Source organism: Rhodovulum tesquicola, assembly GCF_024128855.1.
GTDB lineage: Bacteria > Pseudomonadota > Alphaproteobacteria > Rhodobacterales > Rhodobacteraceae > Rhodovulum > Rhodovulum tesquicola.
Genome location: NZ_JAMYDV010000012.1, coordinates 48,052 through 67,065, shown reverse-complemented (window position 1 = coordinate 67,065; position 19,014 = coordinate 48,052). Strand labels below are relative to the sequence as shown.

At 66.6% G+C, this 19,014-nt stretch carries 16 protein-coding genes and 3 pseudogenes; 11 read left to right on the top strand and 8 right to left on the bottom strand.

All coding sequences use genetic code 11. The annotated features are described in order from the left end of the window. Positions 1–69: 69 nt before the first annotated feature. Complete coding sequence (locus NHN26_RS11785) at positions 70–297, bottom strand: hypothetical protein (RefSeq protein ID WP_132694162.1); 228 nt, start codon at positions 295–297, stop codon at positions 70–72. Between the two features lie 381 nt (positions 298–678). On the opposite strand from NHN26_RS11785, the gene NHN26_RS11780 reads away from it, so the two are divergent. Further along, complete coding sequence (locus NHN26_RS11780) at positions 679–891, top strand: hypothetical protein (protein WP_132694163.1); 213 nt, start codon at positions 679–681, stop codon at positions 889–891. 189 nt (positions 892–1,080) lie between these two features. Here NHN26_RS11780 and NHN26_RS11775 read toward each other — a convergent pair whose 3' ends face one another. Then, entirely contained in the window at positions 1,081–1,728 is a 648-nt protein-coding gene (locus NHN26_RS11775; RefSeq protein ID WP_132694164.1) for a hypothetical protein, read from the bottom strand. A gap of 254 nt (positions 1,729–1,982) precedes the next feature. On the opposite strand from NHN26_RS11775, the pseudogene NHN26_RS17740 reads away from it, so the two are divergent. The 3 genes and pseudogenes from NHN26_RS17740 to NHN26_RS11765 all read left to right on the top strand — a co-directional run. After that, positions 1,983–2,093 (top strand): annotated as a pseudogene (locus NHN26_RS17740) (antitoxin of toxin-antitoxin stability system); the annotation flags it as partial. Between the two features lie 69 nt (positions 2,094–2,162). Next, positions 2,163–2,492: a type II toxin-antitoxin system TacA family antitoxin gene (locus NHN26_RS11770; protein WP_243641986.1), complete on the top strand. Its 330-nt coding sequence runs from the start codon at positions 2,163–2,165 to the stop codon at positions 2,490–2,492. Beyond that, entirely contained in the window at positions 2,493–3,110 is a 618-nt protein-coding gene (locus NHN26_RS11765; RefSeq protein WP_132694165.1) for a GNAT family N-acetyltransferase, read from the top strand. Positions 3,111–3,226: 116 nt separating this feature from the next. Here NHN26_RS11765 and NHN26_RS11760 read toward each other — a convergent pair whose 3' ends face one another. Beyond that, positions 3,227–3,523, bottom strand: coding sequence for a hypothetical protein (locus tag NHN26_RS11760; protein ID WP_132694166.1), 297 nt, complete (start codon positions 3,521–3,523; stop codon positions 3,227–3,229). A gap of 162 nt (positions 3,524–3,685) precedes the next feature. On the opposite strand from NHN26_RS11760, the pseudogene NHN26_RS11755 reads away from it, so the two are divergent. After that, positions 3,686–5,092: pseudogene (locus NHN26_RS11755) on the top strand (strawberry notch-like NTP hydrolase domain-containing protein); the annotation flags it as partial. On the opposite strand, the pseudogene NHN26_RS11750 reads toward NHN26_RS11755, so the two are convergent. The 4 genes and pseudogenes from NHN26_RS11750 to NHN26_RS11735 form a co-directional block, all read right to left on the bottom strand. After that, positions 5,083–5,333: pseudogene (locus NHN26_RS11750) on the bottom strand (DUF4172 domain-containing protein); the annotation flags it as partial. The pseudogenes NHN26_RS11755 and NHN26_RS11750 overlap by 10 nt on opposite strands. 146 nt (positions 5,334–5,479) lie before the next feature. Beyond that, entirely contained in the window at positions 5,480–5,650 is a 171-nt protein-coding gene (locus tag NHN26_RS11745; RefSeq protein WP_165899163.1) for a hypothetical protein, read from the bottom strand. A gap of 139 nt (positions 5,651–5,789) precedes the next feature. Continuing rightward, positions 5,790–6,218 carry a hypothetical protein gene (locus tag NHN26_RS11740; protein WP_243641988.1) on the bottom strand — a complete coding sequence of 143 codons (429 nt, stop codon included), beginning with the start codon at positions 6,216–6,218 and terminating at the stop codon, positions 5,790–5,792. A gap of 244 nt (positions 6,219–6,462) precedes the next feature. Next, a complete protein-coding gene (locus tag NHN26_RS11735) occupies positions 6,463–7,182 on the bottom strand; it encodes a ParA family protein (protein ID WP_132694167.1) in 720 nt (239 codons plus the stop codon). A 464-nt stretch (positions 7,183–7,646) separates the two neighbouring features. Here NHN26_RS11735 and NHN26_RS11730 point away from each other — a divergent pair, with 464 nt between their 5' ends. From NHN26_RS11730 to NHN26_RS11720, 3 genes are read left to right on the top strand one after another with little or no spacing between them, the layout of a single operon-like run. Next, complete coding sequence (locus tag NHN26_RS11730) at positions 7,647–8,249, top strand: helix-turn-helix domain-containing protein (RefSeq protein WP_132694168.1); 603 nt, start codon at positions 7,647–7,649, stop codon at positions 8,247–8,249. Next, on the top strand, positions 8,236–10,587 hold the full coding sequence (locus NHN26_RS11725) for a relaxase/mobilization nuclease domain-containing protein (RefSeq protein ID WP_253089622.1): 2,352 nt from the start codon (positions 8,236–8,238) through the stop codon (positions 10,585–10,587). The genes NHN26_RS11730 and NHN26_RS11725 overlap by 14 nt, the downstream gene beginning before the upstream one ends. Beyond that, on the top strand, positions 10,580–12,562 hold the full coding sequence (locus tag NHN26_RS11720; RefSeq protein ID WP_253089621.1) for a type IV secretory system conjugative DNA transfer family protein: 1,983 nt from the start codon (positions 10,580–10,582) through the stop codon (positions 12,560–12,562). The genes NHN26_RS11725 and NHN26_RS11720 overlap by 8 nt, the downstream gene beginning before the upstream one ends. A gap of 320 nt (positions 12,563–12,882) precedes the next feature. On the opposite strand, the gene NHN26_RS11715 is transcribed toward NHN26_RS11720, so the two are convergent. Beyond that, the gene (locus NHN26_RS11715; RefSeq protein ID WP_243641989.1) at positions 12,883–13,326 is read right to left on the bottom strand and encodes a thermonuclease family protein; all 444 of its coding nucleotides are present in this window, start codon (positions 13,324–13,326) and stop codon (positions 12,883–12,885) included. A gap of 362 nt (positions 13,327–13,688) precedes the next feature. Here NHN26_RS11715 and NHN26_RS11710 point away from each other — a divergent pair, with 362 nt between their 5' ends. The 3 genes from NHN26_RS11710 to NHN26_RS11700 are packed head-to-tail and all read left to right on the top strand — an operon-like array spanning position 13,689 to position 18,956. Then, positions 13,689–14,321, top strand: coding sequence for a hypothetical protein (locus NHN26_RS11710; RefSeq protein ID WP_243641990.1), 633 nt, complete (start codon positions 13,689–13,691; stop codon positions 14,319–14,321). Beyond that, entirely contained in the window at positions 14,206–15,657 is a 1,452-nt protein-coding gene (locus NHN26_RS11705) for a Y-family DNA polymerase (protein WP_253089625.1), read from the top strand. The genes NHN26_RS11710 and NHN26_RS11705 overlap by 116 nt, the downstream gene beginning before the upstream one ends. After that, positions 15,654–18,956, top strand: a complete 3,303-nt coding sequence (locus NHN26_RS11700; protein WP_253089620.1) for an error-prone DNA polymerase — start codon at positions 15,654–15,656, stop codon at positions 18,954–18,956. The genes NHN26_RS11705 and NHN26_RS11700 overlap by 4 nt, the downstream gene beginning before the upstream one ends. The last annotated feature ends 58 nt before the right edge of the window (positions 18,957–19,014 follow it).

Sequence of the window (19,014 nt, the reverse complement as noted above, 5' to 3'; positions counted from 1 at the left end):
TGCAATCAGGGCGGTCCTGATCCCGAAGCGGCGAACGGCCGCTCGAGCGACAATTCCGTAGGCAGGCGCCTAGCCGAACACCATCCAGCCCAACGCCACCCAGAACAGAAGCCCGAGACCGGCCACCGGCATCAGCCACCAGCCCGAAGGCATGCGTTCCTCGGGCTCCGCCGTTTCATATGCCTCGGCTTGGGCCCGCTCCCAGGACTCGAAGTGCTCGGCTTGCGCAAGGCCGGGATGCATCGGCTCCCCGACCGTCTTGCGGTCGATAGTCCCGAATTCGATTGCCTGTTTCATGTCGCGGCCTCGCTGCCTTGATTGTTCAGACCATTGTCCTGACACCCGGGCGACGGCCTTTCATTCCTGGCATCAGCTTCACCGCAGAACGTTTGCAATGGGAGGACGCAAAAGGATTGTGACCGCTGCATGGGGATAGCGATCGACCCTTGGGAAGACCGTGGCGATATGGGCGGATAGCGACCCGGGCTCGGATATCGGAGTGGAGGCAAGACCCCGGCACTATTAGAGCGGATAATGAAGGGGGTTTTCGGGGTGCGCGGTACCCTTTCGGATCGCTACGCACACGAAGGGGTGTTCCGAATACCGCCTTGCACAGGCGATGGGCGTCCGCTCGTCTGTTAATTTTGGGATAAAAGGGCCAAACAAGGAGGAAACGTGATGACGAAGAAGAAGGAATACGACTGGGTCGTAGACGTCCTGATAGACCTCAATGGGTTTTGTGAGAACGAAGGGCTGGACGACGTTTCGCGCAGACTGGCCGCGGCGATCGAGGAGATCGCGCCATTGCTGAGGACGCCGCCGACTTCGTCGGCACAGGCAGCCGCTTCTGCACCGCGTACGGCCCGCCGCCTTCATCTGGTCAAACCCTGATCCCGGTGGCCATTCTGATTCGGATCCTCGGCAACGTGAGGGGGCATGAAGCAAGGCCGCGAGTCGGGCGGATCGCAAGGGGCACCGCGATCGGGCCGGGCTGCGGAAGCAACGCAGCCCGGCCCGATGCGGCCTTCACGACCCATGATCGCCCGCGTGCTGCTCCCATCTTCCTGCCGCGCAGAACGGTCATTCCCGGTGGAGGGTGAACATCCCTGCGCCCGATCCGGACGGGGCCGCTGATCGGTCCCGTGCGCGCCGTCCTTGTTTGGCCCGCTCGTCAAGCCGCGACTGCCAGGTCCGATTGTTCTTTCGGGCCACGGCGAGTGCGTGGCGCCATGACGCGGCGTTGACGGGAGATTTCAGCGTCACGTCGCAAAGTGCCAGCCGGTCGCATGACAGATCGTCCCTCGAGGTGCAGTCGCTCAGGAGGATCAACGGAACCGATGGACAAAGGTGGCGAAACCGCAGCAACGGTCGGATGCAGCCGGTGATGCCCCCGAAATCGTCGATCTGGACGGCCAGAAAACCCCAGACCCGCCCGGCCTTGCGACTATCCGCTCGCAGATCGGCAAGTGCGAGGTCGAGATCCTGGTAAAGCACGCTGCACCCGGCCAGGACACGAGCTTCCACGCCAGCGGTCGTGACTCTTGCCGCGGCGAGCATCACGCGGCTGGGGGTAGGTCTCGGCGGGACGGCATCCCGGATCGCGATCTGGTCCTGGGCGTCACCGGCCGGTCGGAATTCGGGGGCCTTCGCCCTGTTCGCGGCGTTGCGATGGGATGTGACGGAGGCATCGTGACCGCACGCCCCTTGGTGGATGTCCTTCGAGTTCATGGTCGTCGCCCTTGAAACGAGCCCCCACCCGTTTCGCATCTCCACGATAGGTCCCCACTGGCTGGACAGCTTTCACGACGATGGAGGGGGCGCGGGAACAGTCGCATCGCGGACGGCACCACGGGGCGCATCACTACCCGTTCGGATCGCGGCCAGAGGCTGTGCCCGGGCGGTATGAGCGCCAGCGCGGCGAGGAAAACTGTCAGCGGGATGAATGCAGGTGACCTCTCTGCATCGAAGAATGTACCGCAGCCCACCGCCAGGTTGAGGCCGAATACGACCACCTCACTTCGGACGAGGCGATCAAGGAAGGAATCATCGTGAACGAGTACACCTTCACGGAAGGAGGGCGGCGGTTCGGATGAGGCGTGACCTTCGAAGAACTTTCCTGACCACACGCTTGAAATGTACGTCGACGTGGCGTACATAGCTGGATGACGTTTCAGGAGGCGACCATGCTCGGTTTCCACGACACCACGCGCGCGATCGACGAGCGCAATGAGGCCCGGATGAATTTCCGGACGAAGCCGCGCATCAAGACCGCGATTCAGCAGGCGGCGGCGCTTTCTGGCGTCGACGATTCTGTCTTCACGATGAATGCGGCCTACCAGGCCGCGCTGGCAACGATCGCTGCGCATGAACGCACAGAGCTGCAGCCGGTCGATCATGAGGCGTTCTTCGCAGCGCTTGATGCGTCGGCGGCACCGACCGACGCCCTGCGCGCGGCCTTCCGTCGACACAGCGACACGGTTGTGTCGAAGTAAATGGCCGCGTCACAACCGGTCGCCTACACCATCGAGCCGTTCGATCCGGATAGACATGATCGGGCGGCTTTTTCTTGCGGCGTCGAGCAAGTCGACAACTACTTCCAGAAGACCGCGAACAAGCTCGCCAAGGCGGACAATGTCCGTCTCTATGTGATGGTGGACCCTGAGGGCACGGTCATCGGCTTCTATGCGCTGAATGCGCACGCGGTCCAGTACACGGATCTTCCTGCGAAGTTTGCGCGGACCCGGCCTTCGCATGGCAACATTCCCGCCGCCTATATCTCCATGATCGGGCGGGATCGGAAGCTCAGCGGCGGCGGGTTTGGCGGCGATCTCTTGGTCGACGCCCTGCGGCGCATTGCCGTTGCGGCCGACGCCATTGGCGTCGCGATCGTCATGCTCGATGTGCTCGACTGCGGCGATCCTGAGCGCGTTGCGCGCCGCAAGGCGCTTTACGAAGGCTACGGATTCCAGCCATTGCCTTCGAACCCGCTCAGAATGTTCATGTCCGTCAGCACCGTTCGCAAGCTGATCGCTGAAGGGGACGACATGCAGAAAAAGGACGCCGCGCTCGCGGATCTGGCGCGGCTCGGACAGGAGTTTGACCGGGGTTGAAGTCCTGAAGGCCCAATCTGCAAACCTATAAGTTGGCAACTACAATCAGTAGGCCAAATTGTGGTGTGGCAAAAGCCCCGGACGGCTGCACGGGGTGTCAACAGCTGGTTCCGTGCTCACCTGTTCCCGTCGATCCACTTGGACATGAGCCCCTTGTCGCGGAAGCATTCATCCGGGACGGCGCGGCGTTTGATCCGGGCGACCTTCTCCGCGAAGGCCACCTGCTTGGAGGTCGGTAGCCGGTCCATGTCGGATACCGAGCGCAGCCGGGCCTGCGCCTCGATCCAGGCACTCAGGGACCGGCGGTCCTGCTGAACTTCCCAAGGCAGGAGGGTCTGGTTGCGCAGGGCAAGCGAGCGCGCATAAGCGATCTGCCTAGGCGTCGCGGGCAAGGCGTGCGTGGTGCTGTCCATCGGGAAACCCCCTTGTCGGCTCGGCCCTGAATATAGAACATAACAGAAACAAATCAGGCCAAGCGACCGGGACGCGTCGGTTCGAGAGGGAGAGCGGGGCGGGGGAAGATCAGGCCTGAGGGTGTCCGGGCCTGTCCCTGTCCCTCATTCTGGAGTTTCCCGATGACTTATCTTGCGCCCGTTGCGCCTCCCGTTGCTGTTACGTCTGCTGATCCCGCGCATGCGATCCTTGCCGTGGCGGAAGCGCTGCAGCTCGATCTGGCGAAGGGCTTCCAGATCGACGCGCTGCGTCTGCGGTTTGAGATGGAGCGCTTCCAGCAGTTTTCGACGCCGCTGCCCATGGGGCTGGCGGCGCTCGCTGCCGCGCAGATCACACCGCGCGATCTGGTCCTCGAGCCTTCGGTCGGGACCGGGCTTCTCGCGATCCTCGCCGAGATCGCGGGCGGCAGCCTCGCGCTGAACGAGTTGGCCGACACGCGCGCCGACCTTCTGCGTCTCCTTTTTCCAGGGCGCCTCGTCACGCAGTTTGATGCCGCACAGATCGACGATCATCTCGACGTCGGACTTCGTCCGAGCGTCATCCTGATGAACCCGCCGTTTTCGGCGGTGGCCAATGTCGATGGCTGGACGAGCGAGGCGACGGCCCGGCATTTGCGCTCGGCCCTTGCCCGGTTGGCCTCCGGCGGGCGTCTGATCGCGGTCACTGGCGCCGGCTTCGCGCCGGAAGCACCCGCCTGGGCCGAGACCTTCGGACGCCTGACCGAGACGGCGCATCTCGTTTTCACCGGCGCTGTGTCAGGTGCCGCCTTCGCCAAGCATGGGACCAGCTTCGAGACGCGCATCTCGGTCTTCGACAAATGCCGAGGCTGCGAAAAGGCTGGGATAACCGCTGATCTCAACCAGCCCATGGCTCCCGATGTGGCGCAGCTCCTCGCCCGGATCGTGGCCGAGGCCCCCCCGCGCCTCGAATTGGATACGGGCGATGTCGCTCGATCCCGTTCCACGTCCCCCTTCTCGGGAATTCCTGCCCGTGCATCCGCCACCCCAGCCGGGAAACCGCGCGCAACGGCGTCGCCCAAGACCGAAGCACATGTTGCCACGCCGGAGGCCGAAGACCTCGCCTATTCCCTGCGCGAGACGGTGGACGACCTCGGCCCTGCGCGCCTTTCCGACGCGATCTACGAGACGATCCGCCTGCAAGCGATCGACATCCCCGGCGCGGCCCCGCACCCAACCAAGCTGGTGCAGTCGGCGGCGATGGCCTCGGTCTCGCCTCCGAAACCCTCCTACAGCCCTAAACTCCCCGCCGGCGTGCTGCGCGACGGTCTGCTCTCCGACGCGCAGCTCGAGACCGTGATCTACGCGGGCGAGGCGCATGCTGCGTATCTCGCCGGATCATGGTGCGTGGATGATACCGGCGCCATGGTCTTGGCCGCGCCTGACGATGCCGCGGACGCCGTCCGCTTCCGTCGAGGCTTCTTCCTTGGCGATGGCACCGGCGCGGGCAAGGGCTGCCAGTCGGCTGGGATCCTGCTCGACAACTGGTGTCAGGGCCGCCGCAAGGCGCTCTGACGGCGCAGGGAGGATTGTACACTGGACCGGTCCAGCACCTCGCCTTCGATGGCGCTCGTTCGCATCGCCTCTTCACTCAGAAGCTCGATGGGCAAGCGGTCGCGCTCATCGCCGGTCACATGGAAGACGTCGCCCAGTATCTCTCCAGACGACAACAGGAACCGCCGCTCTAGAGGTTCGACGGCGGCGCTGTCATAGCGAAACTCGGCCAGTCGGTGTGCGTCCAGTTCCAGCGCATGAGCTATAGGGACCCTTTCTATAACTCATCATGCGGCAAGATCATGATGCATGGAAGATCATTCCATGCATCAGGCGGGCGTCTTTCGGTGGTGCCGATACCCTGAACTGCCTTCGGTCGTCTTTCCTGCGTGCATGCTTGTGCGTTCAGGCGGCCTTGACCATCGGCTCGTAGCGCACCTCGGTCATGGCTTCGTTCAGCCAGGCGGGTTGCAGATCGCCATTGTTCCACTGGTACAGATAGCCAACGAGCGTATCGGTCTTCTGGCAGAGAATCCGCAAGATGGGTTCGCCGGTCAGGCGGGTGTTCGGGGACATGATGCGCTCCTCTTACCTGGACATCGAAACTGGTGAACATGGAGGTCAATGAATACTCGCCGGTCGTGTTAACGGCAGGATTCTGCAGCTGCAAGATCAACCGGAGCGCTGCGCAGGGAATTCCCGCGCCAAGTGCAACTTATCTTTTTGGACAGGGTGTTTCCGGCAGCCCGGCTTCTTGCTGCAGTGCGGCATCTGCCCTGATCTGGACGAGCAGAGCGTCGATCTCGGCCCAGACACGGGGCTCGACCTGGCCACGGATGAGAGTCCATTTGCTCAACACGTCGAGCGGATCATGGGCGCGCAGGAGAGCGGCCAGCGCCTCATGATCGACAGCGAGGGAGGTGCGCGCGCGCCATGCCGTATTCCGGCTGCGCGGTTCGGTCGACGGCGGTACGAACTCCGGTCCGACCTGCCAGTTCCTGACCGCGCGGCGCAGGGAGGCCCGGATGACCTGGGCAGGGGCGACCCCGCAGGCGAGGAGTTCTGCCTCCTGCCGGGCGAGTGCATTCACCCGGATGTCGATCTTTCGCGTGGTGGCCGTGCGCCGCGCAGGCGGCGGCATCATGGGCAGTGGCGACAAATCCCCGGCTGGGACGGTTGCCGAACGACCAGATGTGCTGCCGGGCGTGATCAGGACCGGCGGGACCGGCCCCTCAGGATTCAGCGCCGCCGCGATCTCCGCACCGGTGTGGCATCCTGCCCGCCCTTCTTCCCTTCCCGGGACTTCTTGCCCCTCTGGCCTCAGCGCGGCTGCATAGGTCGGGTCAGGTCGGGTGATGGTGGGGATCCTCTTCCGCAACGCTCTGACCTCACACGGCCAGGATGTCATTGAGGATGTCGGTCGCCTCTTCCAGGGCTTCGACCACATGGCGCACATGCGGGCGCATCAGGGGGTTGGGATCGGCCTGCTTCTGCAGGGCCACCGCATGCAGAAGCCCTTTCTCGTCCATCTCCTTGTAGACGTTGCGCCGCATCATGACGGTCTCGATGACCGGGAACCGGGCAATCGCCGCCTCGATCAGGGCCGCATCCGCACGGGTGGTTTTCTGGTCGACCATGTTCAGGACAACGTGGTGGCGCGGCAGGCTCGCCGGATCGTCGACACGAGAGCGCAGCTTCTCGAACCAGTCAGCGGTCTGCGCGCCGACATCGAGATCCGAGGTGGAGAGCATGACCGGCGTGACGATGTGATCGGCGAGGACTGCGATCCCGTCCGACCATTCGGCACCGACGCCCGCGGTGTCGATGAAGATGAAATCTGCCGCGTCCGCCGCATAGGCCTGCTCGATCCAGTGATCCACAGCCCCGACGGTATCGACCGATACCGAGCGCAGGAGAGGTGATCCCAGACCTGCCGAATCGGCCCGCCTGTGCCATGCGCCGAGCACCGCGGTGCTGTCTGTATCGATCAGAAGGACCCGGCGCCCGGCAGCCACGGCGGCGCTGATCAAGGCGCGCGAGAGCGTGGTTTTGCCACTCCCCCCTTTCCGAGCCATTGCGGCGATGACCACGAGATTGTCGTTCGGCATGGGGCGCGGGCTTTCGGCGAGGATGGTGGAGGCGGGCAAAACAACACAAGCGGCGCTATACGGTTGATTGGCGCGCGTCAAGCAGAAGACACGGTGCGGGCCGTCGGAGCGCGAGCGCAGAGGACGTGACGCACCCAGCGCAAGACATTCCGCGGCGCGCGGAGGGCGCGATGCAGTAGACGCGATGCACAAGACGGGGGACGCGCAGCGGACAGCGCGATGCGGGACGCAGAAGACGCGCTGCAAGGGACGCGATGCGCGGCGCAAAGAGCGCACGACGCGGTGCAGAGGACGCGCGGCGCGACGCAGAGAGCGCAAGGCGCGATGCATTTGGCGGAAGACGTGAAATCGGCCCCGTGGGCCGATTTTCTACATTGAGTACAAGCCCTTGGTGCCTTCTCCGCTTGCGCTGGGAGAAGGCGGGCTTGTACGAAACTGGCAAGAAATAGGAACGTATACTTCACATGGGCACCAGTCGCAGACTGACCGATCAGGAGCGCCGTCAGATCGTCCGGGAGCGGGCGAAAGGCGTCTCGGTCAGTGCGATCAGTGCGGCGCTGAAGGTCTCGCCCAAGACCGTCTACAACGTGCTGAGCCGGGGCCGTGCCGCTGTCTCGGCCAACGACAGCCGCACCCGCGTGTTGACCATGCGGGTCACCGAGCGCGACCTTTGCGGCTTCGATGCGGCTCTCGCCCGGCGCGGCATTGCCCACCGGTCAGACGCAATGCGGTGCCTGATGCTGGCCGCGGACGATCTCCTGCGCCCTGATGAGGGTATGACGGATGAGCTGAGGGGGATGAGCGCGGCGCTGAACCGGGTCGGCAACAACGTGAACCAGGTTGCGCGCCGCCTGAACGAGGCAAAGCTCAAGGGCGAGCGGCTGCCATATACCCCCGCAAGCCATGCCGAGATCCGCGATCTCGCGGTGCTCGTCTTCGACCTGGCCGATCAGATCCAGGAGATGTTCCGCGCGCGCCGCCGCGAACTGGACCTCGAGGTCACCAAGGCCCTCGCCGGTCTGGCGCGGCAGGAAACGGAACAGGTGGCCGGGAATGGCGCGGAGTGAGACGCGCGGCATCAGCCCCGCCATCTTCGATCGCGACTGGAGCCGGGTCTCGGGCAGCTGGCAGGGGCTTGCCAGGGGCGCGCAGATGGTCCGGGCGGCGCGCGGCTATACGCCGGCCATCTTCAAGCCGATCTCCAAGGGCGGCTGCCATACCGGCGCGCAGCTCAAGGCCCAGCTCACCTATCTGACGACCAAGTCGAGCCACATCCTCGACAGCCGCGGCACCCATGATGGCAAGAAGACCCTCACCGAGGCCGAGATCGATCGGGTTGTGCGGCGCTTCGAGAACCAGTGGGGCGAGCGGCACAGCCCCAAGCTCGGTCATACCTCGCATCTGCTGATGGCCTTTCCGGTCGGAACCACAGGCGATGAGGTGCGCGCGATCACAGAGACGATCTGTGAGAAGTTCTTTCAAGGGGAGGGGTCGCAATTCGACTATATTGCTGCAATACACCAAGATCGCGCGCATCCACATGCGCATATCGTTCTGAACCGCCGCAGCAAGGATGGCGAAATGTTCTTTCTCGGGAAGGATCACCACTTCAACTACGACGCCTTCCGGGCGGCGATGGTCGAGGCGGCGCAGCTCCACGGGATCCGGCTTGAGGCGACACGGCGTCTTGACCGGGGGGTCACGACCTACCGCGCCGAGATCGATGAGGTCTACAAGGCCCGTGACGAAGGCCGGCCGCCAGTCGAGCGCCAGCGCACCGGGGCTGACCTGGCCGCAGCCCTGGAGACGGTGGCGCGCAATGCGCTGACCTATCGGGGGCTGGCTGTCGAGGCATCCCGGTCGAACTTCGATGACGTGGCCGAGGCGCTTGAGCGGGCCAGCACCATCCTTGCCAGTGGCGGTCAGATTCAATCTGACGGAGCCATCTACATGTCCAAAGACGAAACAGCGTTCGACACTTTGATCACCGAGTTTTCCCGGAACATCCGTCAGATCGAGACGGCGATCGACCGGGCGCCGGCCGCCGAGCGGCCGGAGATCGAGCGCAAGCTTACCGATGTCCTGGCTTCTGTCGCGCATCTCAACCCGCTCGGGGATCGCTCGGCCGCACTGCTCGACGCGCCGTCCCGGGACGGCGTCTACGCCCGGGCCAACATGCGCGAGGACCATTTGGTGCGCCTCGACGACGATGCGGTGAAGGCACGTCTCACCGAGGCGCTGCAAGGCACCGGTATCGATCCCGAGGCCGTTGCCGCCCGCATGCGGGAGGGTGCGGGAAATGCAGCGCTCGAGCGGCAGTGGCTGGCGCAGGATCTGCGCGCCATCGCCAGGGCCGGCGATCTCGATCTGGACAAGGGCGAGGATCGCGAGGAAGCGCTCGACCGGCTGGAAGCCGTTCATGTCCGCCTGGGTGATGTCCTGACAGACGCGCGCATCCTGCGGGCGCTTGGCGATGTGGAAGAGACGGACGACGCCGAGGTTGCGCTGGCCGAGCGTCTGACGCTGCCGGAAGGCGATCTCACTGAGGCGCGCCCGGACGTCTTTGCGCCGTCCGAGCGGCAGGACTTCCAGCAGCTGGTCGCCCAGTTCCGCCGGACGGATTTCGACTACCCATTCTCGGATGATCCATCAGTCCGCCGGGCAGGGGCAATCGAGGTGGAAGAGGCCCGTGCCGCCTTCAACGCCTATGCCCAGCGATCGCCCGACCATGCCGAACTGGCCTCGATGGCCTGGGACAAGATCACCGACAGCCGCAAGCCGCAGGAATACGCCGTCGAGGCGAAGGATCGCAGGCTTCACGCCGGCGACATGGACCTCGCGTTGCGCGATCCTTCGCAACATCTTGGTCCCATCACCGAGGATATGCGCACCCTCGCGCTCTACCGCGCGGAAATGCCGGACGAGGAATTCGGGGCAGCAGTGCAGGCCGAAATCAACCGCCTGCGCGCCATGGGGGCTTCGCGCGCCCATATCAGCGAGCGGAGCTTCGACATCGAGGACCGGGCCCGGCAAGACTATGCCGAGCGGCGCTTCCTGGCCGAGACCGCCCCCGACGTGGTGACGTTCCTGCGTCGGGCCGAGGCCGAGGAGGAGACACCGCTCACCGAGACGGCCGGGCAGCGCCTGGTCGCGCAGATCGACCGCAACCTGTCGCCGAACGCGGTCACCGCCCTGCGTGCTGGCCATGCCGATGTGCTGGGGAAGTTCACCGAGCATCCGCTGCGCCAGTTGGAACTCGCCAAGGCCTATCTCGAAAGCAGTGAGGTGACCGCGCACGGGCCTGCCATGGAGCGGGTGCTGGATGCCCTGGCCGAGGAACAGATCGAGGCGCAGCGCGCGCGTCACGCCGCGGCGCATGGCGAGAAGGGGATCACCCATGGATAAGGGCAGGATCGCGGGCGGGATCCTCAGCCTGACGCTGATCGGTCTTGCCATCGGCTATGTCGTGGCAACGGGCTACCTGACCCTGCGCTACGGGCTCTCGACCGAGCGGATCGATTTCACGCTGCTTGCGCGGGAATACAATGCTCTGGGGGCCAACGCCCCGCGGGATTTCCTCTGGGTGAACCTGATCCTCGGGGTAAGCGGTCTGGCGGCATTCCTGCTCGGCATCACGCTTCTGGGCGAGGCGCTGACCCGGTTCGGCACGACGCATTGGCAGACCCGGGGCGAGATGAAGCGCAACGGGTTCTTCGCCAAGCCGGGTGGTGGCTTCCTTCTGGGCAAGCTCGGCCCCCCGAAATCGAAGCATCCCTTCCTCGTCTCCAAGACCTTTCCGCATGCGCTGATCGTGGCGCCCACGGGCCGGGGCAAGGGCGTGGGTTTCGTGATCCCGAACCTGCTCACCTACAAGGGCTCGGCCGTGGTGCTCGACGTGAAGGGCGAGAACTTCCGCGAGACCGCGCGCTTCCGCGCCAGCATGGGCGACAAGGTCTTCCGGTTCGCCCCGACCGACTGGGACCGCCCGACGCACCGCTACAACCCGCTGGCGCGCATCGCGGCCATGACCAATCCCGACCGGCAGCAGATGGAGCTGAAGCTCACCGCCAAGCTCTTCCTGCAAACCGACAACGAGAAGCTGAGCGGGCTCCTGGCAGGCGGTATCGATCTCTTCGTCGCGGCAGGCCTTCTGGCCTTCGAGCGCGGGGTGCCCACCATCGGCGAGATCTACCGCATCACCGCCTCCGGCGGCGACAAGCAGAAGGAATACCTCAAGCGCTCCCAGGAGGTGAGGAACAAGTCCGCCAAGCTGATCTTCGAGCGCATGGCGTCGACCAACAACGACACCCTGACCTCTTACCTGTCGCTCCTGATGACCTCGGGTCTCGACACCTGGGACAACCGCGCGATCGACGCTGCGACCGCGACCTCCGACTTCTCCTTCCGGGACATCCGGCGCCGCCCGCATGCGATCTATCTCGTGGTCGAGTCCGAGATGATCCGGCCCCTGGCCCCGCTGATCCGGCTGTTCTTCTCCGACCTGATCGCTTCGCTGCAGGCGCAGGAGCCCGGCGAGGATGAGCCCTGGCCCGTGATGATCATGCTCGACGAGTTCGACCGGCTCGGGAAAATGCCGATCGTGGCCGAGAGCATCAAGACGCTGCGGTCATTCGGCGGCAACCTCGCCATTGTCACCCAGACCATCCCGGCGCTCGACGAGATCTATGGCGAGAATACCCGCCGCTCGCTTCAGGGCGGTGCTGGCGTGAAGCTCTACCTCACCCCGTCCGAGCAGAAGACCATCGAGGAGCTGAGCCAGGCTGTCGGCAAGACCACCAAGCGCGTGGTGACCCGATCCCGGGCCGTCGGGCGCAACCCGTTCGAAGGGCGCAGCGTTTCCGAGCGGACCGAGGACACACCGCTGCTGACCGAGGACCAGGCTCGCCGCATGGATCTGGACGAGGTGATCCTCGTGATCGACGCGCAGATGCCGATCCGGGCACGGCGGATCAAGTATTTCGAGGACCCGGCGCTGAAGATACTGCATGCCGGTCAAGCCGGGACTTTCCCGTATCCGGATGAAGACGGGCTGCGGCGAGATCGGCAGATTGCGGAAACCCGTGGGACCGTGGAGCGGCTGATGCGGGAGCTGATGGCCGTGAAAGCGTCGGGTTCAGTGATGCCGAAGGCGGGGGCCACCGCGGGATCGGACATGGCGACGGCTGGTGACGCACGACTCGAACCGACGAGGTCCTCGCGTGCCCGTGGGCGGGCGGCCCGCGCGCTGGCGGGCGCGGTGAATTCGGAGCCGGCGCCACTGACGATCGATCTGGACCGGTTGGGCATAGCTGGCGCGGACCAGGCAGGGCTCGTCGCCGCCGTTCAAACCACGCGCTCGATCATTGCGGAATATGCTTGAACTGGTCAGCACGCATCCGGGACGTCGGCACGCTTGCGCCGAAGGTGCCCTGATCGGTCATGCCGGTTGGGAACCGCACGGCCGTCAGAACGCGTCCCGGGGTGGCGCGGGAGCTCAGGCTTGCATCGTGAGCGCAAACGCGGCCCGGAGCACGTGATTGTGCCGATGGTCCCGGCGAATTCTTCCACGCCAGGCGATTGCCGTGGGCCGCCCAATCGCTGTGTCCCGCCTGTCCGGTCCGGTTGTCGTTCGTCGCCTGACATGCCTGCCATACCGAGTCCGCGGTTCGATACTGGCGCGTATCCGGTCTGGTCGAGTTTTCAACGCGCGCGACAATAGGGCTTCAGGGGAATGTCGCGTGACTTCTTCGTCTCGAACTTGCGGTAGCGTCCGCCCGAGTAGCGCGGGCAATCCCGCCCATGACCCGCTGCGATTATCGCCGCGCCAATGTCATTTCCATTCGGATCATGGCAGATCCCCACCCAGCGATCATAGCTGCGCTGCCCGTTGAGAACACAGCTCATCATCTTGCCCCGATAGGTGCGCTCCACCCATTCCTTTCCAGCGCGACCGCCAAGCTCTTTGAGTTCGGGGCTGTCCACACCGTTCAAGCGCACCGCGATGCGTCCACGTGACGAGGCAATCTCGATGGTGTCCGCGTCTCGCACATGAACCAGCCGCCCCTCGATTCTCTGCGCTTCGGCAGTTGTCACGAGGAGGACCAATGCAAGCATTGCCGAGGTGGCACGAATAACCAGGTACACTGAGCACTCCTCAACATGTCTGCAAGGATCAGGAACCGACCGGCGGCTCTCATAGGATATCGGGGGCCAGCGCTCAAGATCGATGATCTATCTGCCATGACAGAGCAATCCGATCATGCGGCAGAGTCGGCATCTGTTCGCGAGCACAAAGCTCTACCCTGCCTTCATCACGATGCACCGGTGGCGAATCCCTTGTCCGTGCGCCAGTGTTCTTCTATTGTTCTTCCTTGCCCCCACCCCGGTCCGCCGCCGCGTCATGCCCGGCCGCTTGTCGGCCATCGGCGTCGAAGGGGCCGGGCAGCAAAGGGGGAAACCGCTGCCGGAGGGCGAGCGGTCATCACGGGCCAGGAATGCGAACACCGATGCCGGATCCGCTTGCCCTTCGTCCCGCCCGCATGCACGAGGCCGAGGGGTCGGGCCGCCGGGCCTTTGCGGTGTTCCAGGCCGCGCGCCATCCCGGGCCGCTGGTCTGGATCCTGCCCGCCCATGCCCCCGAGATGCCGATGCCGCCCGGCCTGCCGCCGGGGATCGCCTCGCGCCTTCATCTGCTGCAGCCGCAGGGCGAGACCGACCTGCTGTGGGCGACCGAGGAATCGCTGCGCGCGGCCCCTGTCGGCCTGGTGATCGCCGAGCCGGAAAAGCCCCTGTCGCTGACCGCGGGCCGCCGGTTTCAACTGGCGGCCGAAGCCGGGCAGACCACGGGCCTGATCCTGATCCGCGAGGGCGCGGGCAGCAATGCCGCCGAGACGCGCTGGCACTGTGTGCCCCGTGCGGGCGATGCGGCGGACTCGACTCTGCAGTGCTGGTCGCGTATCAAGAACAAAAGAGGAACAGTAGGACGCTGGATTGTGAACTGGGATGGCACGTCGGCTGCTTTCGATCTGGTTTCCGCGACTGGCGAGCGACACGAGCCTGCGCCGCCGCCCCGTCCCGGGGCCGTTCGCGCTGACCCTGCGCTCGGGCAATGCCGACCATCTGCACTGCCTGACGCCTGAGGCCGAGGCGCGCGGGCTTGCCCGCGGCATGGCGCTGGCCGATGCCCGCGCGATCTGCCCCGACCTGGCCACCCGCCCCGCCGATCTGGCGCGCGAGGCGGCGGCGCTTGCCAGCCTGCGCCGCTGGGCGGGGCGCTATGCGCCGATGGTGGCCAGCGACGGGCCGGACGGGCTGATCGCCGACATCACCGGCGTTGCGCATCTTTTCGGCAGCGAGGAGGAGTTGCGCGCCGACCTGCATGCCCGGCTGGACCGTGCGGGGCTGACGGCGGCCAGCGCCATCGCCGGCAGCCGTGGGGCGGCCCATGCGCTGGCGCGGCATGGCGGCGGGATCGTGACCGAGGGCGCGCTGGCCGAGGGGGTCGGGCGGCTGCCGGTCTCGGCGCTGCGCATCGACCATGCGACGGCCGAGGCGCTGGCGCGCGTGGGGCTGACCCGCATCGCCGATCTGACCGCGCTGCCGCGGGCGCCGCTCGCCCGGCGCTTCGGGCCGGGGCTGGTGCTGCGGCTGGACCAGGTCCTGGGCCATCAGCCCGAACCAGTGGCCGCGGACCCCGATCCGCCGCATTTCGGGGTGCGGATGACCCTGCCCGAGCCGATCGGGTTGCAGGCCGATGTGATGGCGGGGCTGGCCCGCCTGCTCGACCGGCTTTGCCGGATGCTGTCCCTGCATCACCGCGGTGCGCGGCGGCTGCGGCTGGAGTTGCGCCGGGTGGATCGCGGCACCGCCCATATCGAGATCGGCCTTGCCCGCCCGCTGCGCGACCCCGACCGGATCGCGGCGCTGTTCGTCAAGGGGGTGCAGGAGATCGACGCCGGTTTCGGCATCGACGCGCTGCGGCTGAGCGCGACGGTCACCGAACCGCTGGCGCCCGAACAGATCGGCGGTGGCGTTGCGGTGCGGGGCGAGGATGCGCTGGCCGATCTGGTCTCGCGGCTGGGCAACCGGATCGGCTTTGACCGGGTGCTGCGCCTGCTGCCCGCCGACAGCCGCATCCCCGAGCGCAGTTTCCTGATCGCCCCCGCCGCCTACAGCGCCCCCGCTCCGGAACCGCCGCACCGCGGCCCCGCGCGGCCGATCACGCTCTTTCCGCCCGAGCCGGTCAGTGCCGTTTCCGGCCACCCGCCCGCGCGGTTTCGCTGGCGGCGGATGGACTTCGCCACGCTACGTGCCATCGGCCCGGAACGCATCGCGCCGGAATGGTGGCTGGACGATCCGGCCTGGCGCACGGGGCTGCGCGATTACTGGCGGATCGAGACGAAACAGGGCCCGCGGCTGTGGCTTTTTCACACGCCGCAGGCGCCCGGCTGGCAGGTGCAGGGGGAATTCGCATGACCCGCTATGCCGAGCTGTGCGTGACCACCAATTTCACCTTCCTCACCGGCGCCTCGCATCCCGAGGAACTGGTGGTGCGCGCCGCCGAACTGGGGCTGGACGCCATCGCGATCACCGACCGCAATTCGGTCGCGGGGGTGGTGCGGGCGTTCTCGGCGCTGAAGGAACTGGCGCGGCTGGCGGATGAAGGCCCCGCGATCCGTTCGCAGCGGATGATGGACCATTCCAGCCGGCAGAGCGTCACGGCGGACACCGTACCCCTTGCCCGGCCCGCGATGCTGCCGAAGCTTGTCGTGGGGGCCCGGCTCGTGCTGGCCGACAGCCCGGTCGAGTGGCTGGCGCTGCCCGCCGATGCCGCCGCCTGGTCGCGGCTGACGCGGATGCTGTCACTCGGCAAGCGGCGGGCGGCAAAGGGGCAATGCCACCTTACCCGCGCCGATCTTGAGGCGTGGGGCGAGGGCCTGATCCTGATCGCGCTGCCCCCCGACCCGATGGAACATGACACCCCCCCGGACCTGCGCCGCCTTGCCCGCCGCTTTCCGGGGCGCTGCTTTCTGGGGGCGGCGCCGCAATATGACGGGCGCGACAAGGTCCGGCTCGACCGGCTGGCCGGGATGGCGCAGGCGACCGGCCTGCCGATGGTCGCGGTGGGCGAGGTGCTGATGCACCGCGCCCACCGCCGCCCGCTGGCCGATGTGCTGACCTGCCTGCGCCAGGGCTGCACCATCGATACGATCGGCACCCGGCGCCTTGCCAATGGCGAACGACGGCTGAAATCGGGGGCCGAGATGGCGCGACTGTTCCACCGCTACCCCGCCGCGATCCGCCGCACGATCGAGATCGCCGATGCCTGCGCCTTCCGGCTGGATGACCTGCGCTATCAGTACCCGGACGAGGCCCGAGACGGCGAACCCGCGCAGGACCGGCTGGAGCGGCTGACGCGCGAGGGGCTGGCCTGGCGCTATCCCGAAGGTCCGCCGCCCAGGATCGTGGCCCGCGTCGACAAGGAACTGACCCTGATCCGCGAGGTGGGCTACGCGCCCTATTTCCTGACCGTCCACGACATCGTGCAGTTCGCGCGATCCCGCGGCATCCTCTGCCAGGGGCGTGGCTCGGCGGCCAATTCGGTGGTCTGCTACCTGCTGGGCATCACCGAGGTGCCGCCCGAATCCATCACCCTGATCTTCGAGCGGTTCATCTCGAAGGAACGCGGCGAGCCGCCCGATATCGACGTCGATTTCGAACACGAACGGCGCGAGGAGGTGATCCAGTGGATCTATGACCGCTACAGCCGCGAACGCGCCGGGCTGACGGCCACCGTGATCCATTTCCGAAGCCGCGCCGCGATCCGCGAGGTGGGCAAGGTCATGGGGCTGAGCCAGGACGTGATCGCGCGGCTGTCGGGCCAGATCTGGGGCTGGTCCGCGACCGCGCCGGGCGAGGACCGGCTGCGCGAGGCCGGGCTCGATCCCGCCGACCATCGCGTGATGCTGGCCACCCGCCTGATCGCCGAGATCATCGGCTTTCCCCGCCACCTTTCCCAGCATGTCGGCGGCTTCGTCATCACCCAGGGTCGGCTGGACGAGTTGTGCCCGATCGAGAACGCCGCGATGGAGGATCGCACCATCATCGAATGGGACAAGGACGATATCGACGCGCTGGGGCTGATGAAGGTGGACATCCTTGCGCTGGGGATGCTGACCGCGATCCGCAAGGCGTTCGGGCTTCTGGAAATCCACCGCAAGCGCCGCCTGACGCTGGCCAATGTCCCGCCCGAGGACCGGGCGGTCTATGACATGCTCTGCCGGGCCGATGCCGTGGGTGTGTTCCAGGTCGAAAGCCGGGCGCAGTTGAACTTCCTGCCCCGGATGCGGCCGCGCAAGTTCTACGACCTGGTCTGCGAGGTCGCCATCGTCCGCCCCGGCCCGATCCAGGGCGGCATGGTGCATCCCTTCCTCAACCGCCGCATGGGCCGCGAGCCGGTCGAGGATCTGGGCCCCGCGATGATGGAGGTGCTGGGCCGCACCTATGGCGTGCCGCTGTTCCAGGAACAGGCGATGCAGATCGCCGTGGTCGCCGCGGGCTTCACACCGGCCGAGGCCGACCGGCTGCGCCGCAGCCTTGCCACCTTCAAGCGGATGGGCACCATCGGCGGTTTCCGCGACCGGTTCGTGTCGGGGATGCTGGAGCGCGGCTATGACGCGGGCTTCGCCGAACGCTGCTTTGCCCAGATCGAGGGCTTCGGCTCCTACGGGTTCCCCGAAAGCCACGCGGCCAGCTTTGCGCGCCTTGTCTATGTCTCGGCCTGGCTGAAATGCCACCACCCGGCGATCTTCACCTGCGCCCTGCTGAACAGCCAGCCGATGGGTTTCTACGCCCCCGCCCAGCTTGTCCGCGACGCGCGCGAGCACGGGGTCGAGGTACGGCCCGTCTCTGTCAACCATTCCGACTGGGACTGCACGCTGGAACCGCGGGCCGATGGCGGGCTGGCATTGCGGCTGGGGTTCCGCCAGATCAAGGGCCTGCGTGCCGAGGATGCCGCCTGGATCGCCGCCGCCCGCGGCAATGGCTACCCGGATGTCGAAAGCCTGTGGCGCCGGGCGGGGGTCGGGCCGGAGGCGCTGGAACGGCTGGCCGAGGGCGACGCCTTCGCCGCCCTGGGCCTTGCCCGCCGCGATGCGCTCTGGGCCGCGCGCGCGTTGCGGGCGCCTGCGCCGCTGCCGCTGTTCGGCGCGGATGGCGAGGGCGGCGCGGAGCCCGCGCTCGTGCTGCCGGCGATGACGCTGGGGCAGGAGGTGATCGAGGATTACCTGTCGCTGCGGCTCTCGTTGCGCGCCCATCCGCTGGAACTGCTGCGCCCGCGGCTTGTCGGCAGCCTGCCCCATGACCGGCTGGCCGGGGCGAGCGGCCGCGTCACCGTCACCGGCCTTGTCATCACCCGCCAGCGGCCCGGCACCGCCTCGGGCGTGATCTTCCTCACGCTCGAGGACGAAACCGGCGTGGCGAATGTGGTGGTCTGGACGCGGGTCTACGAACGCTTCCGCCAGGCCGTGATCGCCGGGCGGCTCTTGCGCGTCACCGGCCGGATCGAACGCGACGGCCCGGTGGTGCATGTCATCGCCGAACGGGTCGAGGATCTGTCGCCGCGGCTTGCCACCCTCGGCCACCCGGTGCCGATCCCCGCCAATGACGGCCGCGCGGATGAGACCCGCCGCCCCGCAGGCGGCAGCCTGCGCCCCTCGGCCCGCCACCCGCGCGACCAGGCCAGGCGCCTCTTTCCCAGCCGGGATTTTCACTAGGGCCTGTCGGGCCCCCGGCCTTCGGTCGACCGATGCGCCGGGAATCGGCCGCTGGCTT

Bases quoted from the DNA above. Each gene is read 5' to 3' on its own strand.
- NHN26_RS11770 (WP_243641986.1), top strand. From the start codon at position 2,163: ATGACGTTTCAGGAGGCGACCATGCTCGGTTTCCACGACACCACGCGC.
- NHN26_RS11765 (WP_132694165.1), top strand. From the start codon at position 2,493: ATGGCCGCGTCACAACCGGTCGCCTACACCATCGAGCCGTTCGATCCG.
- NHN26_RS11735 (WP_132694167.1), bottom strand. From the start codon at position 7,182: ATGCCGAACGACAATCTCGTGGTCATCGCCGCAATGGCTCGGAAAGGG.
- NHN26_RS11745 (WP_165899163.1), bottom strand. From the start codon at position 5,650: ATGTCCCCGAACACCCGCCTGACCGGCGAACCCATCTTGCGGATTCTC.
- NHN26_RS11785 (WP_132694162.1), bottom strand. From the start codon at position 297: ATGAAACAGGCAATCGAATTCGGGACTATCGACCGCAAGACGGTCGGG.
- NHN26_RS11740 (WP_243641988.1), bottom strand. From the start codon at position 6,218: ATGATGCCGCCGCCTGCGCGGCGCACGGCCACCACGCGAAAGATCGAC.
- NHN26_RS11720 (WP_253089621.1), top strand. From the start codon at position 10,580: ATGGATAAGGGCAGGATCGCGGGCGGGATCCTCAGCCTGACGCTGATC.
- NHN26_RS11710 (WP_243641990.1), top strand. From the start codon at position 13,689: ATGCCGGATCCGCTTGCCCTTCGTCCCGCCCGCATGCACGAGGCCGAG.
- NHN26_RS11775 (WP_132694164.1), bottom strand. From the start codon at position 1,728: ATGAACTCGAAGGACATCCACCAAGGGGCGTGCGGTCACGATGCCTCC.
- NHN26_RS11725 (WP_253089622.1), top strand. From the start codon at position 8,236: ATGGCGCGGAGTGAGACGCGCGGCATCAGCCCCGCCATCTTCGATCGC.
- NHN26_RS11730 (WP_132694168.1), top strand. From the start codon at position 7,647: ATGGGCACCAGTCGCAGACTGACCGATCAGGAGCGCCGTCAGATCGTC.
- NHN26_RS11700 (WP_253089620.1), top strand. From the start codon at position 15,654: ATGACCCGCTATGCCGAGCTGTGCGTGACCACCAATTTCACCTTCCTC.
- NHN26_RS11780 (WP_132694163.1), top strand. From the start codon at position 679: ATGACGAAGAAGAAGGAATACGACTGGGTCGTAGACGTCCTGATAGAC.
- NHN26_RS11760 (WP_132694166.1), bottom strand. From the start codon at position 3,523: ATGGACAGCACCACGCACGCCTTGCCCGCGACGCCTAGGCAGATCGCT.